The sequence below is a fragment of the Streptomyces sp. NPDC088747 genome (genome assembly GCF_044751025.1).
In the GTDB taxonomy this organism is placed as follows: Bacteria; Actinomycetota; Actinomycetes; order Streptomycetales; family Streptomycetaceae; genus Streptomyces.
On sequence record NZ_JBIVKZ010000001.1, the window covers coordinates 759,201 to 773,426 of the forward strand.

13 protein-coding genes are annotated in these 14,226 nt (G+C 71.9%); 10 read left to right on the top strand and 3 right to left on the bottom strand.

What is annotated here, in order from left to right; translation table 11 throughout:
- Window positions 1-3: 3 nt before the first annotated feature.
- Window positions 4-303, bottom strand: a complete 300-nt coding sequence (locus ACIP79_RS03785; protein ID WP_401218827.1) for a toxin-antitoxin system HicB family antitoxin — start codon at window positions 301-303, stop codon at window positions 4-6.
- A 215-nt stretch (window positions 304-518) separates the two neighbouring features.
- Here ACIP79_RS03785 and ACIP79_RS03790 point away from each other — a divergent pair, with 215 nt between their 5' ends.
- From ACIP79_RS03790 to mug, 9 genes are all read left to right on the top strand, one after another.
- Window positions 519-1,577 (top strand): ABC transporter ATP-binding protein, encoded by a 1,059-nt coding sequence (locus tag ACIP79_RS03790; RefSeq protein WP_401218830.1) that lies wholly within the window; start codon window positions 519-521, stop codon window positions 1,575-1,577.
- Between the two features lie 10 nt (window positions 1,578-1,587).
- A complete protein-coding gene (locus tag ACIP79_RS03795; RefSeq protein WP_401218833.1) occupies window positions 1,588-4,155 on the top strand; it encodes an ABC transporter permease in 2,568 nt (855 codons plus the stop codon).
- A 69-nt stretch (window positions 4,156-4,224) separates the two neighbouring features.
- Window positions 4,225-5,097 (top strand): LLM class F420-dependent oxidoreductase, encoded by an 873-nt coding sequence (locus ACIP79_RS03800; RefSeq protein WP_401218836.1) that lies wholly within the window; start codon window positions 4,225-4,227, stop codon window positions 5,095-5,097.
- Between the two features lie 61 nt (window positions 5,098-5,158).
- On the top strand, window positions 5,159-5,584 hold the full coding sequence (locus tag ACIP79_RS03805) for a GNAT family N-acetyltransferase (RefSeq protein WP_401218838.1): 426 nt from the start codon (window positions 5,159-5,161) through the stop codon (window positions 5,582-5,584).
- Window positions 5,585-5,754: 170 nt separating this feature from the next.
- The gene (locus ACIP79_RS03810) at window positions 5,755-7,083 is read left to right on the top strand and encodes a hemolysin family protein (RefSeq protein ID WP_401218841.1); all 1,329 of its coding nucleotides are present in this window, start codon (window positions 5,755-5,757) and stop codon (window positions 7,081-7,083) included.
- On the top strand, window positions 7,080-8,093 hold the full coding sequence (locus ACIP79_RS03815) for a hemolysin family protein (protein ID WP_383687516.1): 1,014 nt from the start codon (window positions 7,080-7,082) through the stop codon (window positions 8,091-8,093). The genes ACIP79_RS03810 and ACIP79_RS03815 overlap by 4 nt, the downstream gene beginning before the upstream one ends.
- 229 nt (window positions 8,094-8,322) lie before the next feature.
- On the top strand, window positions 8,323-9,105 hold the full coding sequence (locus tag ACIP79_RS03820) for an SGNH/GDSL hydrolase family protein (protein WP_401218845.1): 783 nt from the start codon (window positions 8,323-8,325) through the stop codon (window positions 9,103-9,105).
- Between the two features lie 95 nt (window positions 9,106-9,200).
- On the top strand, window positions 9,201-10,643 hold the full coding sequence (gene purB / locus ACIP79_RS03825; protein WP_401218848.1) for an adenylosuccinate lyase: 1,443 nt from the start codon (window positions 9,201-9,203) through the stop codon (window positions 10,641-10,643).
- Window positions 10,640-11,188: a G/U mismatch-specific DNA glycosylase gene (mug, locus tag ACIP79_RS03830; RefSeq protein ID WP_401219241.1), complete on the top strand. Its 549-nt coding sequence runs from the start codon at window positions 10,640-10,642 to the stop codon at window positions 11,186-11,188. The genes purB and mug overlap by 4 nt, the downstream gene beginning before the upstream one ends.
- 73 nt (window positions 11,189-11,261) lie before the next feature.
- Here mug and ACIP79_RS03835 read toward each other — a convergent pair whose 3' ends face one another.
- Together ACIP79_RS03835 and ACIP79_RS03840 are read right to left on the bottom strand one after the other, a co-directional pair.
- A complete protein-coding gene (locus tag ACIP79_RS03835; protein WP_401218850.1) occupies window positions 11,262-11,984 on the bottom strand; it encodes an ABC transporter permease subunit in 723 nt (240 codons plus the stop codon).
- Window positions 11,985-11,986: 2 nt separating this feature from the next.
- Window positions 11,987-12,949 carry an ATP-binding cassette domain-containing protein gene (locus ACIP79_RS03840; RefSeq protein WP_401218853.1) on the bottom strand — a complete coding sequence of 321 codons (963 nt, stop codon included), beginning with the start codon at window positions 12,947-12,949 and terminating at the stop codon, window positions 11,987-11,989.
- 108 nt (window positions 12,950-13,057) lie between these two features.
- On the opposite strand from ACIP79_RS03840, the gene ACIP79_RS03845 reads away from it, so the two are divergent.
- Complete coding sequence (locus ACIP79_RS03845; protein ID WP_401218855.1) at window positions 13,058-14,212, top strand: sensor histidine kinase; 1,155 nt, start codon at window positions 13,058-13,060, stop codon at window positions 14,210-14,212.
- Window positions 14,213-14,226: the final 14 nt, after the last annotated feature.

Below are 14,226 nucleotides of genomic sequence, written 5' to 3' on the forward strand. Positions count from 1 at the left end.
GGATCAACGACGACCTTCGCGCGCGCTTTCGAAACTGTCCGTCCGGACGCCCACCGGCCCGGCCTCCCGGCCGCCCTCCCGGCCGCCCTCGCGGTCCGTGCCGAACTCCTCGGCGAAGACGGACTCGTACTGCTTCATGAAGTCGGCGGCGGCGTCGACGAAGGTGTGGCCCACCTCCCCGGTGTCCTGTCTGACCAGCTCCTCGATGTAGCGGTTCACGCTCATCCCGCGTGCCAGGGCTCGTTCTCGGGCGGCTCGGGCCGTGCCCTCGTCCACCCGTACGTTCAGCTGAGTCTTCGCCATACCTCGAAGCTAGCGCTGAATTGCTAGCACCGGCAAGGGGGCGTGCACGCGTGCGAGGGGTCCTCAAGGTGGAGATTGCCCCTTACACGGGTATCAGGGGCACGACCTGGGGCGGAGAGGGCCCGGCACCTCGGGGGGATACCGGGTGTGCCCGGGATCACACTAGGCTCTGCCGCGACAAGGGAGTCGGGACGTCCATCACTGAGGAGGCGGCCTTGTCCACACCTGCTGCGGAGCACGTTCTCGGCCGGGCGGAGGCCGAGGGTTCCGCCGCTCGCGCCCGCGGCCTGACCAAGGCGTACGGCTCGGGCGAGACCACCGTGCTCGCGCTCGACGCGGTCGACGTCGACATCGCGCGTGGCCGTTTCACCGCGGTCATGGGGCCCTCGGGCTCAGGGAAGTCCACCCTCATGCACTGCCTGGCCGGGCTCGACACCGTCTCGGCCGGACAGGTGTGGCTCGGGGACACCGAGATCACCGGTCTGAAGGACCGCGAGCTGACCCGGCTGCGGCGCGACCGGATCGGCTTCATGTTCCAGTCGTTCAACCTGATCCCGACGCTGAACGCGGTCGAGAACATCACGCTGCCCATGGACATCGCGGGCCAGAAGCCCGACCAGAAGTGGCTGGACCAGGTGATCGACACGCTCGGCCTGCGGGACCGGCTCAAGCACCGGCCGTCCCAGCTCTCCGGCGGCCAGCAGCAGCGCGTGGCCTGCGCCCGCGCGCTCGCCTCCCGCCCCGAGCTGATCTTCGCGGACGAGCCGACCGGCAACCTCGACTCCCGCGCCGGTCTCGAGGTCCTCGGCTTCCTGGGTGAGGCGGTCGACGAACTGGGCCAGACCGTCGTCATGGTCACCCACGACCCGAGCGCCGCCGCCCACTCCGACCTGGTGCTCTTCCTCGGGGACGGCCGGATCGTGGACGAGATCGAGCGGCCCACGGCGGACGCGGTCCTTGAGCGGTTACGGCGCTCCACCGGGCGACCCGGGCACCAGCAGAACCCCGAGTCCGGCCCGATCCCGGCGGCCCGCGCCGCCGAGGGCGTCGCCGGTGCCGCGACGCGGGACGGCTCCGCCGACGGCGCGGACATTGACACTGCCGCGGGCGGGCAACCCGGCACGGGCCCCGGCACCGGCACTGCCGCGGGCAGGGAAACCAGCACAGGCACCGGCACCGGCACCGGCACCGGCACCGGCACCGGCACCGGCACCGGCACCGGCCCAGGATCCACCGAAGGCGACTCCCGCGACGTAACCCCCGACAAGGACTGAGGGGGCGGTCGTGCTCAAGGCGACACTGCGGAGCTTTCTCGCGCACAAGGGGCGGCTGCTCCTCTCGGCGCTCGCGGTCGTGCTGTCCGTGGCCTTCGTCGCGGGCAGCCTCATCTTCTCGGACACGGTCACCCGCACCTTCGACCGGCTCTTCGCCTCCACCTCCGCCGATGTGACGGTGGGCCCGAAGGACGATCTGAACTCCCAGATACCCTCCGGCGCCGCCGAGACGGTGCCGGCCGCCCTGGCCGCCCGCATCGCGGAACTCGACGGCGTGGCGGCCTCCCACGCGGACGTGTCGGTGGAGAACATCACGGTCGTCGACAGCGGGAACGAGTCGGTCGGGCCGACCACCGGCGCGCCCACCGTCGCCACCGACTGGTACCTCACCGACCGCAGCCCGCTGGAGCTGACCTCCGGCCGTGCGCCGAAGGGTGCCAGCGAGGCGCTGCTCGACGCGGACACCGCCGAGAGCAAGGACGTCGAAATCGGCGACAACCTGACGGTGCTGGCACAGCCCGGCACCTTCAAGGTCGAGATCGTCGGCATCGCCACCTTCACCACCACCAACCCCGGCGCCGCGCTGGTGTTCCTGGACAGCGCGACCGCTCCCGACCAGCTCCTCGGAAGCCCGGACGCCGCCACCAGCATCTCGGTGGACGCGTCCCCCGGCGTCACCGACGCCGTGCTGAAGCAGCGCATCGCCGCCGAACTCGGCTCGGGCGCATACGAATTGAAGACAGCGGACGAGCAGGCCGAGGACGCCGCCGCCCAGCTCGGCGGATTCCTGGACGTCATCAAGTACGTCATGCTCGGCTTCGCCGGAATCGCCGTGCTCGTGGGCGTCTTCCTGATCGTCAACACCTTCTCGATGCTGATCGCCCAACGCACGCGCGAACTGGGCCTGTTGCGCGCCCTGGGCGCGGACCGCCGTCAGGTGCGCCGGTCGGTGCTGACCGAGGCCCTGCTCCTCGGCCTGGTGGGCTCCACGCTCGGTCTCGCCGCGGGAATCGGGCTGGCGGCCGGACTGATCGAGCTCATGGCCGCGTTCGGCATGAACCTCGACTCCACCGAGATGGTGATCGGGGTGGCGACTCCCGTCTCGGCGTACGTCGTCGGAGTCGGCGTCACCTTCGTCGCGGCTTTCCTCCCGGCCAGGCGGGCCTCGGGCGTCTCCCCCATGGCGGCCCTCGCGGACGTCGAAGTCGCCGGTGTGGGACGGCCGTTGCGGGTGCGCGCGGTGGTCGGGGCGGTGGTCGGAGCCGTCGGCGCCGCCGCGCTCGCGGGATGCGTCGCCTCGTCGAGCACCTCGACGTCCGCCTCCCTGCTGGGACTTGGTGTCGTCCTGACACTGATCGCCACGGTGATCGCGGGTCCACTGCTGGTGCGGCCGGTCATCCGGGTCCTCGGCGGGGCCTTCCCCGCGCTGTTCGGCTCGGTCGGCCGGATGAGCCAGCGCAACGCCCTGCGCAATCCGCGCCGCACGGGCGCCACCGCCGCCGCCCTGATGGTGGGCCTCGCCCTGGTCGGCGGGATGTCGGTGGCCAGCGCGTCCATGTCCAAGTCGTTCGACGAGCAGATCGACAAGACGCTGGGCGCCGACTTCGTGATCCAGAACAGCAACTTCGTACCGTTCTCGCAGGAGGTCACCGACAAGGTGCGCGGCACGGAGGGCGCCGGGCTCGTGGTCCGCCAGCGCTTCTCGGCTGTCGCGGTGCGGCTGCCGGACGGCAAGCGGATCGAGACGACCGCCACGGGTTACGAGCCGCGGCTCGACGACGTCGCCCGCGTCACCTACGCCCAGGGGAACACCGCGGCGGCGCTCGGCGACGGAAACATCGCCATGGACGCGGACTTCGCGAAGGACCACGGCGTACGCCTCGGCAACAGGATCCCCGTCGAGTTCCCGGCCGGCCGCAAGACCGAACTGACGGTGGCCGCGCTCACCGACCTGGAGTCCGCCGACGGATTCGGCACGCAGGGCGGCCTCTTCTTCGGCTTCGCCACGATCGAGAAGTACGTGCCGAGCGGCCAGGACTCCGTGCTGTACGTGAACGCGGCCTCCGGCACGAGCGAGGACGAGCTGCGCGCGAACCTCGACGCGGCGCTCGACCCGTACCCGCAGGTGCAGGTGCGCGACCTGGCCGACTACAAGGAACTGGTCCACGACCAGATCGCCGTGCTGCTCTACCTCGTGTACGCGCTGCTCGGGCTGGCGATCGTCATCGCGGTGCTCGGCGTGGTCAACACCCTTGCCCTGTCGGTCGTGGAGCGCACCCGCGAGATCGGTCTGCTCCGCGCGATCGGGCTCTCCCGGCGTCAGCTGCGCCGGATGATCCGGCTGGAGTCGGTGGTGATCGCCGTGTTCGGCGCGGTCCTCGGCCTGGCGCTCGGGCTGATCTGGGGCGTCTGCGTACAGCAGGTGCTCGCGCTTCAGGGCATGACGGCGTTCGCCGTTCCGTGGTCGACGATCATCGCGGTGGTGGTCGGTTCGGCGGTCGTGGGCATCGTGGCGGCCCTGCTGCCCGCGCTGCGCGCGTCCCGGATGAACGTGCTGACGGCGATCGCGCACGAGTGAGTCCCACCCGGCGGGTCAGGCACGCCGGTCAGGCACGCGGGTCAAGTCGATCAGGACTGAGGAGAGTTCATGCCGCGCCCCTTCCGTTTCGGCGTCAGTCTGATGAATCCCGCGCCCGCCGACGAGTGGCGGAAGAAGTGCCGTCGGGCCGAACAGCTCGGCTACGACGTGATCCTGGTCCCCGACCATCTCGGCATGCCCGCGCCGTTCCCCGCGCTGGTGGCCGCCGCCGAGGCGACGAGCCGGCCCCGGGTCGGCACCTTCGTGCTCAACGCGGGCTTCTGGAACCCCACCCTGCTGGCCCGCGAGGTCGCCACCACGGACGCGCTGACCGGCGGCCGGCTCGAACTCGGTCTCGGCACCGGCTACGTACAGTCGGAACACGACACGGCTGGACTGCCGTTCGGCTCGGCCCGTGAGCGGGTGGACCATCTCCGGTACACGGTGGAGGAGGTGGACCGGCTGCTGCGCTCGGCCGAGCGGCCGACGCGGGTGCCGTTGCTGATCGGCGCCAATGGCGACCGCCTGCTGCGGCTTGCCGCCGAGCACGCCGACATCGTGGGGTTCACGGGGGCGCGGTCGGTGCCGGGCAGTACGACGGGTTCACTGGCGCCGCTCACGGCGGAGGAGCTGGACGAGCGGGTGGCGGCGTACCGGCGACTGGCGGCGGGCCGCGCGGAACCCGCGGAGCTGAACCTGCTCGTCCAACTCGTCGTCCCCACCGACGACCGGGAGGCCGCCGTACGCGAACTGCTTCCCCGCCTACCTCATCTGACGGTGGAACAGGTTCTGGACCTTCCCATCCTGCTGGTCGGCGCGCCTGAGCGGATCGTCACGCAGGTGCTGGCACAGCGTGAGCGGTACGGGTTCTCGTATCTGACCGTCCTGGAGCCGTACATGGAGGCGTTCGGGACGGTGGTCCAGGCGCTGCGCGGGCGGTGAACCCGCGGTCCGGATGCCGGAATTCCGCGTGCTCCGCCGCCGCGCGTGATGGGATCACGGCATGACTGAGCTGCGGATACGGGCCGCGACGCCCGACGACCTGGACATCGTGCTGGCTTTCTGGAAGGTGGCCGCCGAGGGTACGAGCATCAGCGACGACCGCGACGGCGTGGAGCGGCTCGTCGCCCGTGACCCCGAGGCGCTGATCCTGGCCGAGCGCGACGGCGAGGTGGTGGGCACGGTGATCGCGGGTTTCGACGGCTGGCGCTGCCATCTGTACCGGCTCGCGGTGCATCCCGATCGGCGCCGGCTGGGGATCGGCTCGGCGCTGCTCGCCGCCGCCGAGGAGCGGTTCGCCGCCCTCGGGGGGCGGCGCGCGGACGCGATGGTGCTCCAACGCAACGAGAGCGCCCAACATGCGTGGCGGGCGGCGGGGTATGCGCCCCAGGAGCAGTGGCGCCGTTGGGTGAAACCCCTCGGCACCTGAGCCGACTTTACCGACCCTTTACCATCGGCCGACCAGTCGGCCCTCTGAAAGGTGCGTGAGCGTCCGCCCATGGGCGAGCCTCCCAACCGCCGACGCCGTGCTCCGCGCGCCGCCGGCCGACGTCGCGCGGTCCCCCCGACCCTGGCCGATCATGGGACGGAGGTGACCCGATGACCGAACTGCTCCTCCTTCTGGTGGCGGTCCTGCTCTCCCTGGCCTGCGGCGCGTTCGTCGCGGCGGAGTTCTCGCTGACCACGGTCGAGCGCAGCGAGCTGGAGCGGGCCGTCGAGCGCGGCGAGGTCGGCGCCTCCGGCGCCCTGAAAGCCGTACGCAACCTGACCTTCCAGCTCTCCGGCGCCCAGCTCGGCATCACCGTCACCAACCTGGTCGTCGGCATGCTCTCCGAGGCGTCCATCGCGAAGCTGATCGCGGGCCCGCTGGAGTCGGCCGGTGTCTCCGCCGCCGCGTCGCACTCGGTGGCACTGGTCATCGGTACGGCGCTGTCGACGGTCTTCCTGATGGTCGTCGGCGAGCTGGTGCCCAAGAACTGGGCCATCTCCTCACCGGTGGCGGTGGCCAAACGGGTGGCCACGCCGCAACGCTGGTTCAGCGCCGCGTTCCGCCCGTTCATCACCCATCTCAACAACACGGCGAACCGGGTCGTACGGCTCTTCGGCCTCGAACCCGCCGAGGAGCTGGCCTCCGCGCGCGGGCCGCAGGAGCTGGTGGCCCTCGCCCGGCACTCCGCGAAGCAGGGCGCCCTTGAGGCGGACACCGCCGAGCTGTTCGTCCGGACGCTGAACCTCGCCGACCTCACCGCGGAGAACGTGATGACGCCGCGCGTCCAGGTCATCGCGCTGGAAGCGCAGGCGACCTGCGAGGACGTGGCGAACGCGACCCGGGCGACGGGCCTGTCCCGGTTCCCCGTCCACCGCGGCGGTCTCGACTCGGTCGTCGGCGTCGTGCACATCAAGGACGTGCTGGCCGTGCCGGCCGAGCGCCGCGCCCGCACCGTCGTCTCCCAGATCATGCGGGAACCGCTGTTCGTACCGGGCTCGCTGACCGTGGACCGGCTGCTCGACCGGCTGTCCGGCAAGCGCACGATGGCCGTGGTCATCGACGAGTACGGCGGCACCGCCGGGGTCGCCACCCTGGAGGACATCGTCGAGGAGGTCGTCGGCGAGGTGCGCGACGAGCACGACCCGCACGAGCTGTCCGACCTGGCCCCGGCCGGCACGGACGACGACGGACGGGCGCTGTACTCGGCCGACGGATCCGTCCGCACCGACCAGCTGGCGCGGGTCGGACTCAGGGTGCCGGACGGGCCGTACGAGACGCTGGCGGGCCTGGTCGCGACCGAGCTCGGCCGTATCCCGGCGGTCGGGGACAGCGTCGAGGTCGCCGGCTGGCGGCTCGACGTGGTGGACGCCTCCGGCCGGCGCGCCGCGCGCCTGCTGCTGCACGCACCGCTCGGCGAGAAGGAGGAGGGGGAACGATGACCGTCGTACAACTGCTGATCGGCCTCGCGACGCTCGTCGTGAACGCCTTCTTCGTGGGCGCCGAGTTCGCGCTGATCTCGGTGCGCCGCAGCCAGATCGAGCCGTACGCCGAGAGCGGCGACCGGCGGGCGCGCAGCGTCGTGTGGGGGCTGGAACACGTGTCCGCGCTGCTGGCGGCGGCGCAGCTGGGCATCACCCTGTGCACCCTGGTCCTGGGCATCGTCGCCGAACCCGCGATCGCGCACCTCCTGGAGCCGCTGTTCCACGCCGTCGGGGTCCCGGACGGCGCGGGCCACGCGGTCTCGTTCGTGATCGCGCTCACCGTGGCGACCTATCTGCACATGCTGCTCGGCGAGATGGTGCCCAAGAACGTCGCCCTGGCCGAGCCGGTGCGCACCGCCCTGCTGCTGGGACCGCCGCTGGTGTGGCTCGCCCGGGCACTGCGCCCGGTGATCTTCACCATCAACGCCTTCGCCAACGCGCTGCTGAAGCTGCTCAGGGTCGAGGTGAAGGACGAGGTCTCCGCGACCTTCACGGACGACGAGCTGGCCCGCCTCGTCAAGGACTCCAGCGCCGCGGGGCTCATCGACGACCGCGCGCAGGAGCGCCTGCACGACGCCCTGGAGCTGGGCAGGCGGCCCGTCCGCGATGTCGTACTGCCGCTGGAAAGCGTGGTCTACGCGCGCGTGGGCGTCACCCCGGAAGAGCTGGAGCGGCTGTCCGCCCAGTCCGGTTTCTCGCGCTTCCCCGTCGTGGACGAGGGGCGCCGCATCGTCGGCTATCTGCACGTCAAGGACGCCCTGGACGCGACGCCGCGCGACCGTCCGTTCGAGGTGCGGGAGATGCGGTCCATCGCCAGCGTCCGTGAGAGCACGCCGCTGGACGACGTGCTCACCGCGATGCGGCGCAGCCGTACGCATCTCGCCGCCGTGCTGGGCAGCGACGGTCGGCTGGCGGGCCTGGTGACGATGGAGGACGTGCTCCAGGAGCTGTTCGGACAGCCGGTGTGAGGGCCGCCCGTCCGTCGCGGGGCGGCGGGCGGGCGGTGTGCGGGGCGCCCCGGCGTGCGGCGCCCCGGCCGGCGTGCGGCGCCCCGCGTCGAGGCGTGCGGCATGCAGTGCCGCGGCGGGCGGCGGCAGGAGTCCATCCGGGCCGCGGAAGGCCGAGGCCCGGGTACGGCGGCGACGCTGTGGTCCGGCCTGCTGGCGGGCGCGCGAGCGGGTTAACATCTTTTTCGCCATGCAGATGAATGCCAACTACACCAGTCTTGTCGCGGTCGGCGACTCCTTCACCGAGGGCATGTCGGACATGCTGCCCGACGGCACCTACCGCGGCTGGGCCGATCTCCTCGCGGGCCGGATGGCCGCACGAACGCCCGGCTTCCGGTACGCCAACCTCGCGGTCCGCGGGAAGCTGATCGGACAGATCGTCGAGGAGCAGGTCGACGTGGCGGCGGCGATGTCGCCCGACGTGATCACGCTGGTCGGCGGACTCAACGACACCCTGCGCCCCAAGGTCGACATGGGACGCGTCCGCGGGCTCCTGGAGGAGGCGGTCGAGCGCCTCGCCCCCGCCTGCGAGCAACTGGTCCTGATGCGCAGCCCGGGCCGCACCGGGCCGGTCTTCGAACGGTTCCGGCCCCGCGTGGAGGAGCTCTTCACCCACATCGACGACCTCGCGAAGCGGCACGGCGCGCTCGTGGTCGACCTGTACGGGGCGCCCTCGCTCGGCGACCCCCGGATGTGGGACGTGGACCGGCTGCACCTGACGGGCGAGGGGCACCGCCGCGTCGCCGAGGCCGTCTGGCAGGTGCTCGGCTACGACCCGGAGGACGCGGACTGGCACACCCCGATGCCGCCCACGGATCCACCCGGCTGGATCTCCCGCCGCACCGCCGACGTCCGCTTCGCCAGGCAGCACCTACTGCCGTGGATCGGCCGCCGTCTGACGGGGCGCTCCTCGGGCGACGGTCTGCCGCCGAAGCGCCCCGACCTCTATCCGTACGAGAATCCGCCGGCGTAGGTCCACGGCGAGGCCGGCCCCGGCCCCCTCTCGTAGGTTCCGACGAATCCACCCGCGGCGCTGGCCTGCGTGAATCGACAGTAGAATCCGTACACGTGACTGCCGCGCCCGCAAAGCCCCGTATCCCCAACGTCCTCGCCGGACGTTACGCCTCCGCCGAGCTCGCCACGCTCTGGTCCCCCGAGCAGAAGGTGAGGCTGGAGCGTCAGCTCTGGGTCGCCGTGCTGCGGGCCCAGAAGGACCTCGGGATCGAGGTGCCGGACACCGCGATCGCCGACTACGAGCGGGTTCTCGACCAGGTCGACCTGGCGTCGATCGCCGAGCGCGAGAAGGTCACCCGGCACGACGTCAAGGCGCGGATCGAGGAGTTCAACGACCTCGCCGGGCACGAGCAGGTCCACAAGGGCATGACGTCCCGGGACCTCACGGAGAACGTCGAGCAGTTGCAGATCCGGCTCTCGCTGGAGCTGGTGCGCGACCGGGCCGTCGCCGTGCTGGCGCGGCTGGGCAAGCTCGCGGGTGAGTACGGCGAGCTGGTCGTCGCCGGCCGTTCGCACAACGTGGCCGCGCAGGCCACCACCCTCGGCAAGCGCTTCGCGACCGCCGCCGACGAGCTGCTGGTGGCGTACGGCAGGGTCGAGGAGCTGCTCGGCCGTTACCCGCTGCGCGGTATCAAGGGCCCCGTCGGTACAGCTCAGGACATGCTGGACCTGCTCGGCGGTGACGCGGCGAAGCTGGCGGACCTGGAGCAGCGGATCGCGGCGCACCTCGGCTTCTCGCAGGCGTTCACCTCCGTCGGCCAGGTCTACCCGCGCTCGCTCGACTACGAGGTGGTGACGGCGCTGGTGCAGCTCGCGGCCGCCCCGTCCTCCACCGCCAAGACGATCCGGCTGATGGCAGGACACGAGCTGGTGACCGAGGGCTTCAAGCCGGGCCAGGTCGGCTCCTCCGCGATGCCGCACAAGATGAACACCCGTTCCTGCGAGCGCGTCAACGGCCTGATGGTGATCCTGCGCGGCTACGCGTCGATGACCGGGGAGCTGGCGGGCGACCAGTGGAACGAGGGCGACGTGTCGTGCTCGGTGGTACGCCGGGTCGCGCTGCCCGACGCGTTCTTCGCGCTGGACGGTCTGCTGGAGACCTTCCTGACCGTCCTCGACGAGTTCGGCGCGTTCCCGGCCGTCGTGGCGCGTGAGCTGGACCGCTACCTGCCGTTCCTGGCGACGACCAAGGTCCTGATGGCCGCGGTCCGTGCCGGGGTCGGCCGGGAGGTCGCGCACGAGGCCATCAAGGAGCACGCGGTCGCCTCCGCCCTCGCCATGCGCGAGCAGGGCGCCGAGCGCAACGAACTCCTCGACAGGCTCGCCGCCGACGAGCGCATCCCGCTCGACCGCGCCGGGCTCGACGAGCTGATGGCCGACAAGCTGTCCTTCACGGGTGCCGCCGCCGACCAGGTCGCCGTCGTCCTCGGCCGGATCGAGGAGATCGTGAAGCAGCACCCGGAGGCCGCGGGATACACGCCGGGGGCGATCCTCTGACGCGGTTCACCCCCGCGGACCTGGAGGCCGCCCGCGACCGGCTGGTGCCGGACGTCGTCGCGGACGGCCTCCACGTTCTTTTCTGCGGCATCAACCCGGGCTTGATGACCGCGGCCACGGGCCACCACTTCGCGCGTCCCGGCAACCGGTTCTGGCCGGTCCTGCACCTCTCCGGGTTCACGCCACGGCTGCTGAAGCCGTCGGAGCAGGGCGAGTTGCCGTCGTACGGGCTCGGCATCACGAACGTCGTCGCCCGGGCCACCGCCCGCGCCGACGAACTCACCGCCGAGGAGTACCGCGAGGGCGGACGGCTGCTGACCGCCAAGGTCGAACTGCTGCGCCCCCGTTGGCTGGCCGTCGTGGGGGTGACCGCGTACCGGGCGGCCTTCGACGACCGCAAGGCCGTCATCGGCCCCCAGGACCGGCTCATCGGCACCAGCAGGGTGTGGGTGCTGCCCAACCCCAGTGGCCTCAACGCCCATTGGACAGCTGCGACGATGGCACAGGAGTACGGGCGGCTGAGAGCGGCTGCCGCCGAGGGGTAGCGGGGCGGGCCTCTCGCGGGACGAGCGAGGCGGTCACCCCGGCCCCGGGGGCGATCGACTCACCCCCGGCAGGTCAGGCGTCGCGGCGGCGGATGCTCCACGCGCCGGCCGCCAGGGCTGTCGCCGACCAGGCCGCGGTCACGGCGAGGCCCGTCCAGGCTCCGAGGGGGCCCTCCCATGTCTGGTGGAAGACGACCTGGCCCGCCTTGTCGGGCAGGAAGTCGGCCACGCCCGCCGACGCGCTGCCGACGACGAAGGAGACGATCAGGAGGAACGGGATCAGGATGCTCAGCGTGGCGACGCCGCTGCGCAGGACGGCCGTGAGGCCCGCCGCGAACAGGGCCATGAGCGTCAGGTAGATGCCGCAGCCGAGCACGCCGCGCAGCCCCTCGCCCCAGGTCAGCCCGTCGGCCTTCGACCCGAGGGTCGCTCTCCCCACGGCCAGGCTCACTGCGCCCGTGAGCAGGCCCACGGGCAGTACGGGAACCGCGATCGCCACGGCCTTGGCCGCGAACCACCGCGTCCGGTCGGGCACCGCGGCCAGTGACACCCGCAGCGCACCGCCCTGGAACTCGGCGGAGACGGCCTGCGCGCCGAAGGTGATCGCGGCGATCTGTCCGAAGCTGACTCCGAAGAACGCCGAGAACAGCGGGTCGAACTCCTCGCCTTCGCTGTCGAGTCCGGCGAGCGCCGAGAAGAACGCGGTGGCGAGAAGGACGCCGCACAGTCCTCCGACCTGCGACCGCAGTGTCCGGATCTTGATCGACTCCGAGTGGAGCGCGGGCAGGAACGTCATGGTCAGGCCTCCTGAGGCTGCGTCGGGGACGGCGTGCCGGCGAACTCGGTCTCGGCGGCCGTCAGATCGAGATAGGCCTGCTCCAAGGTGCCCTCCTCCGCTGCGAGTTCGAGTACGGGCAGTCCCGCGGCCGACATGAGGCGCCCGATGTCCTCCACGCGCGCGTGGAGGACGGTCCAGCGTCCGCCCTCACCCTCGACCGCCCCGGCCGCCTCGACCGCCTCGACCGCCTCGATGCCGCGGTCCGCGAACAGGCGGCGCAGCGCTCCGTCGTCGGTGGTGCGCACCCGTACGCGGGGCTGCACACGGGTGTCGATGAAGCCCCGCATGGGCGTGTCGACGAGCAGCCGGCCCCGGCCCAGGACGACGAGGTGGTCGGCGTAGGACGCGGTCTCGTTCATGAGGTGGCTGGAGACGAACACGGTGCGGCCCTCGCGGGCCAGGGTGCGCATCAACTCCCGCATCCAGATGATTCCTTCGGGGTCCAGCCCGTTCGCCGGCTCGTCGAGCAGCACCACGGGCGGGTCCCCGAGGAGCGCGCCGGCGACGCCCAGCCGCTGACGCATCCCCAGGGAGTACGTCCTCACCCGGCGCCGCGCGACGGAGGCGAGCCCCACCTCCTCCAGCACCGTGTCCACGCGGCGCTCCGGGACGCGGTTGCTCGCGGCCAGTGCCCGTAGATGGTCCCGGGCGGTCCTGGACCCGTGCGGGGCCTGCGCGTCGAGCAGGGCGCCGACGTGGCGCAGGGGTTCCCGAAGGGTGGCGTAGGCGTGGCCGCCGACGGTGGCGGTGCCGGAGGTGGGCCGGTCAAGGCCCAGCACGAGCCGCATGGTGGTGGACTTGCCTGCGCCGTTGGGACCGAGGAATCCGGTGACGCGGCCGGGGAGCACGCTGAAGGTGAGCCCGTCCACGGCACGCTCGCGGCCGTACTCCTTGGTGAGGTCTTGGACGTCGATGCTGGTCATGGCCTCAGCGTGGCCGCTCGTGAGGGGCCGTCACCTCCCCCGCGGGTGGAAACCGTCTCCCCCGCCCGGGGGAAGCCCGTTGTCGGTGGGGCCTGTCACGATGGCGCGATGGCCCGATTTCTGCGCCCGCTGCTCCGGGGGACGACGTACACGCGTCTGCTGCACCTGTGGGTGCCGATGCTGTTCGTCAGCGTGTGGATGTTCATCGACATGTCGAAGCCCTGGGTGCCCGCGGTGCTGCTGATTCCGCTGGGGCTGATTCCGGCCGTGCGGCGGGGCGAGGGTGTACAGGCGCAGTTCATGCTGGCGCGCGGTGGCGGGGAAGCGGCCTTCTCGGTCGCGCCTTCGGCCACCTGGCGGGACCGGTGGCGGACCGTCCTCTGGCTGGAGGTCCGGCTGGTGTGCGGGTGGGTGGCCTGCGGGGTCACCGTCTGGCTGCCGGTGATCGCCGGCGAGCTGATCAACGTGGCAACCGGCCATCCGGCGACCGACAACCCCTTCGTGCCGGTCTCGCACCCCCACTGGGCCTACGCCCTGCTCTTCCCGCTGCCGGTGCTCGCCCTGTACGGCGCGGTGGTGGGCCTCGGCGAGCTGATCACGGCGACAGCGCGCCGTCTGCTGGGCCCCTCCGCGGGCGAGCGGCTCGCCGCCCTTGAGGAGCGCACCGAGCAGCTCCTTGAGCGCACCCGGATCGCACGCGAGCTCCACGACTCCATAGGTCACGCGCTGACCGTGGCGGTGGTGCAGGCGGGCGCGGCCAGGACGGCCGGGGACCCGGCGTTCACCGACCGTGCGCTGGCCGCCATCGAGGACACCGGACGGGCCGCGCTGGAGGACCTGGAGCGGGTGCTCGGCGTGCTGCGGGAGGCGGAGCGGCCGGTGAGCGGCCGTCCCACGCTGGCGGAGGCGGACCGGCTCCTGGAGTCGGCCCGCTCCTCGGGCGCCAAGGTCGAGGCTGAGGTGACGGGCCCGGTGGAGACCGTGCCGGGACCGGTGTCCCGCGAGGGGTACCGCATCCTCCAGGAGTCGCTCACGAACGTGCTGAGACATGCCGGGAGCGTTCCGGCCCGGGTCCGTATCGAGGTCCGGGACGACAGCCTCGTACTGGAGGTCCGCAATCCGCTCACGGCCGGTATTTCGGGGCCCGGCCGTGGCAGTGGGCTGCGGGGCATACGGGAGCGGGCGGCGCTGCTCGGCGGGCGGGCTCGGACTGGTCCGGCGGAGGGTGACTGGCAGGTGCATGTAGAGCTGCCGCTGGGTTGATCTACGCTGGCCGG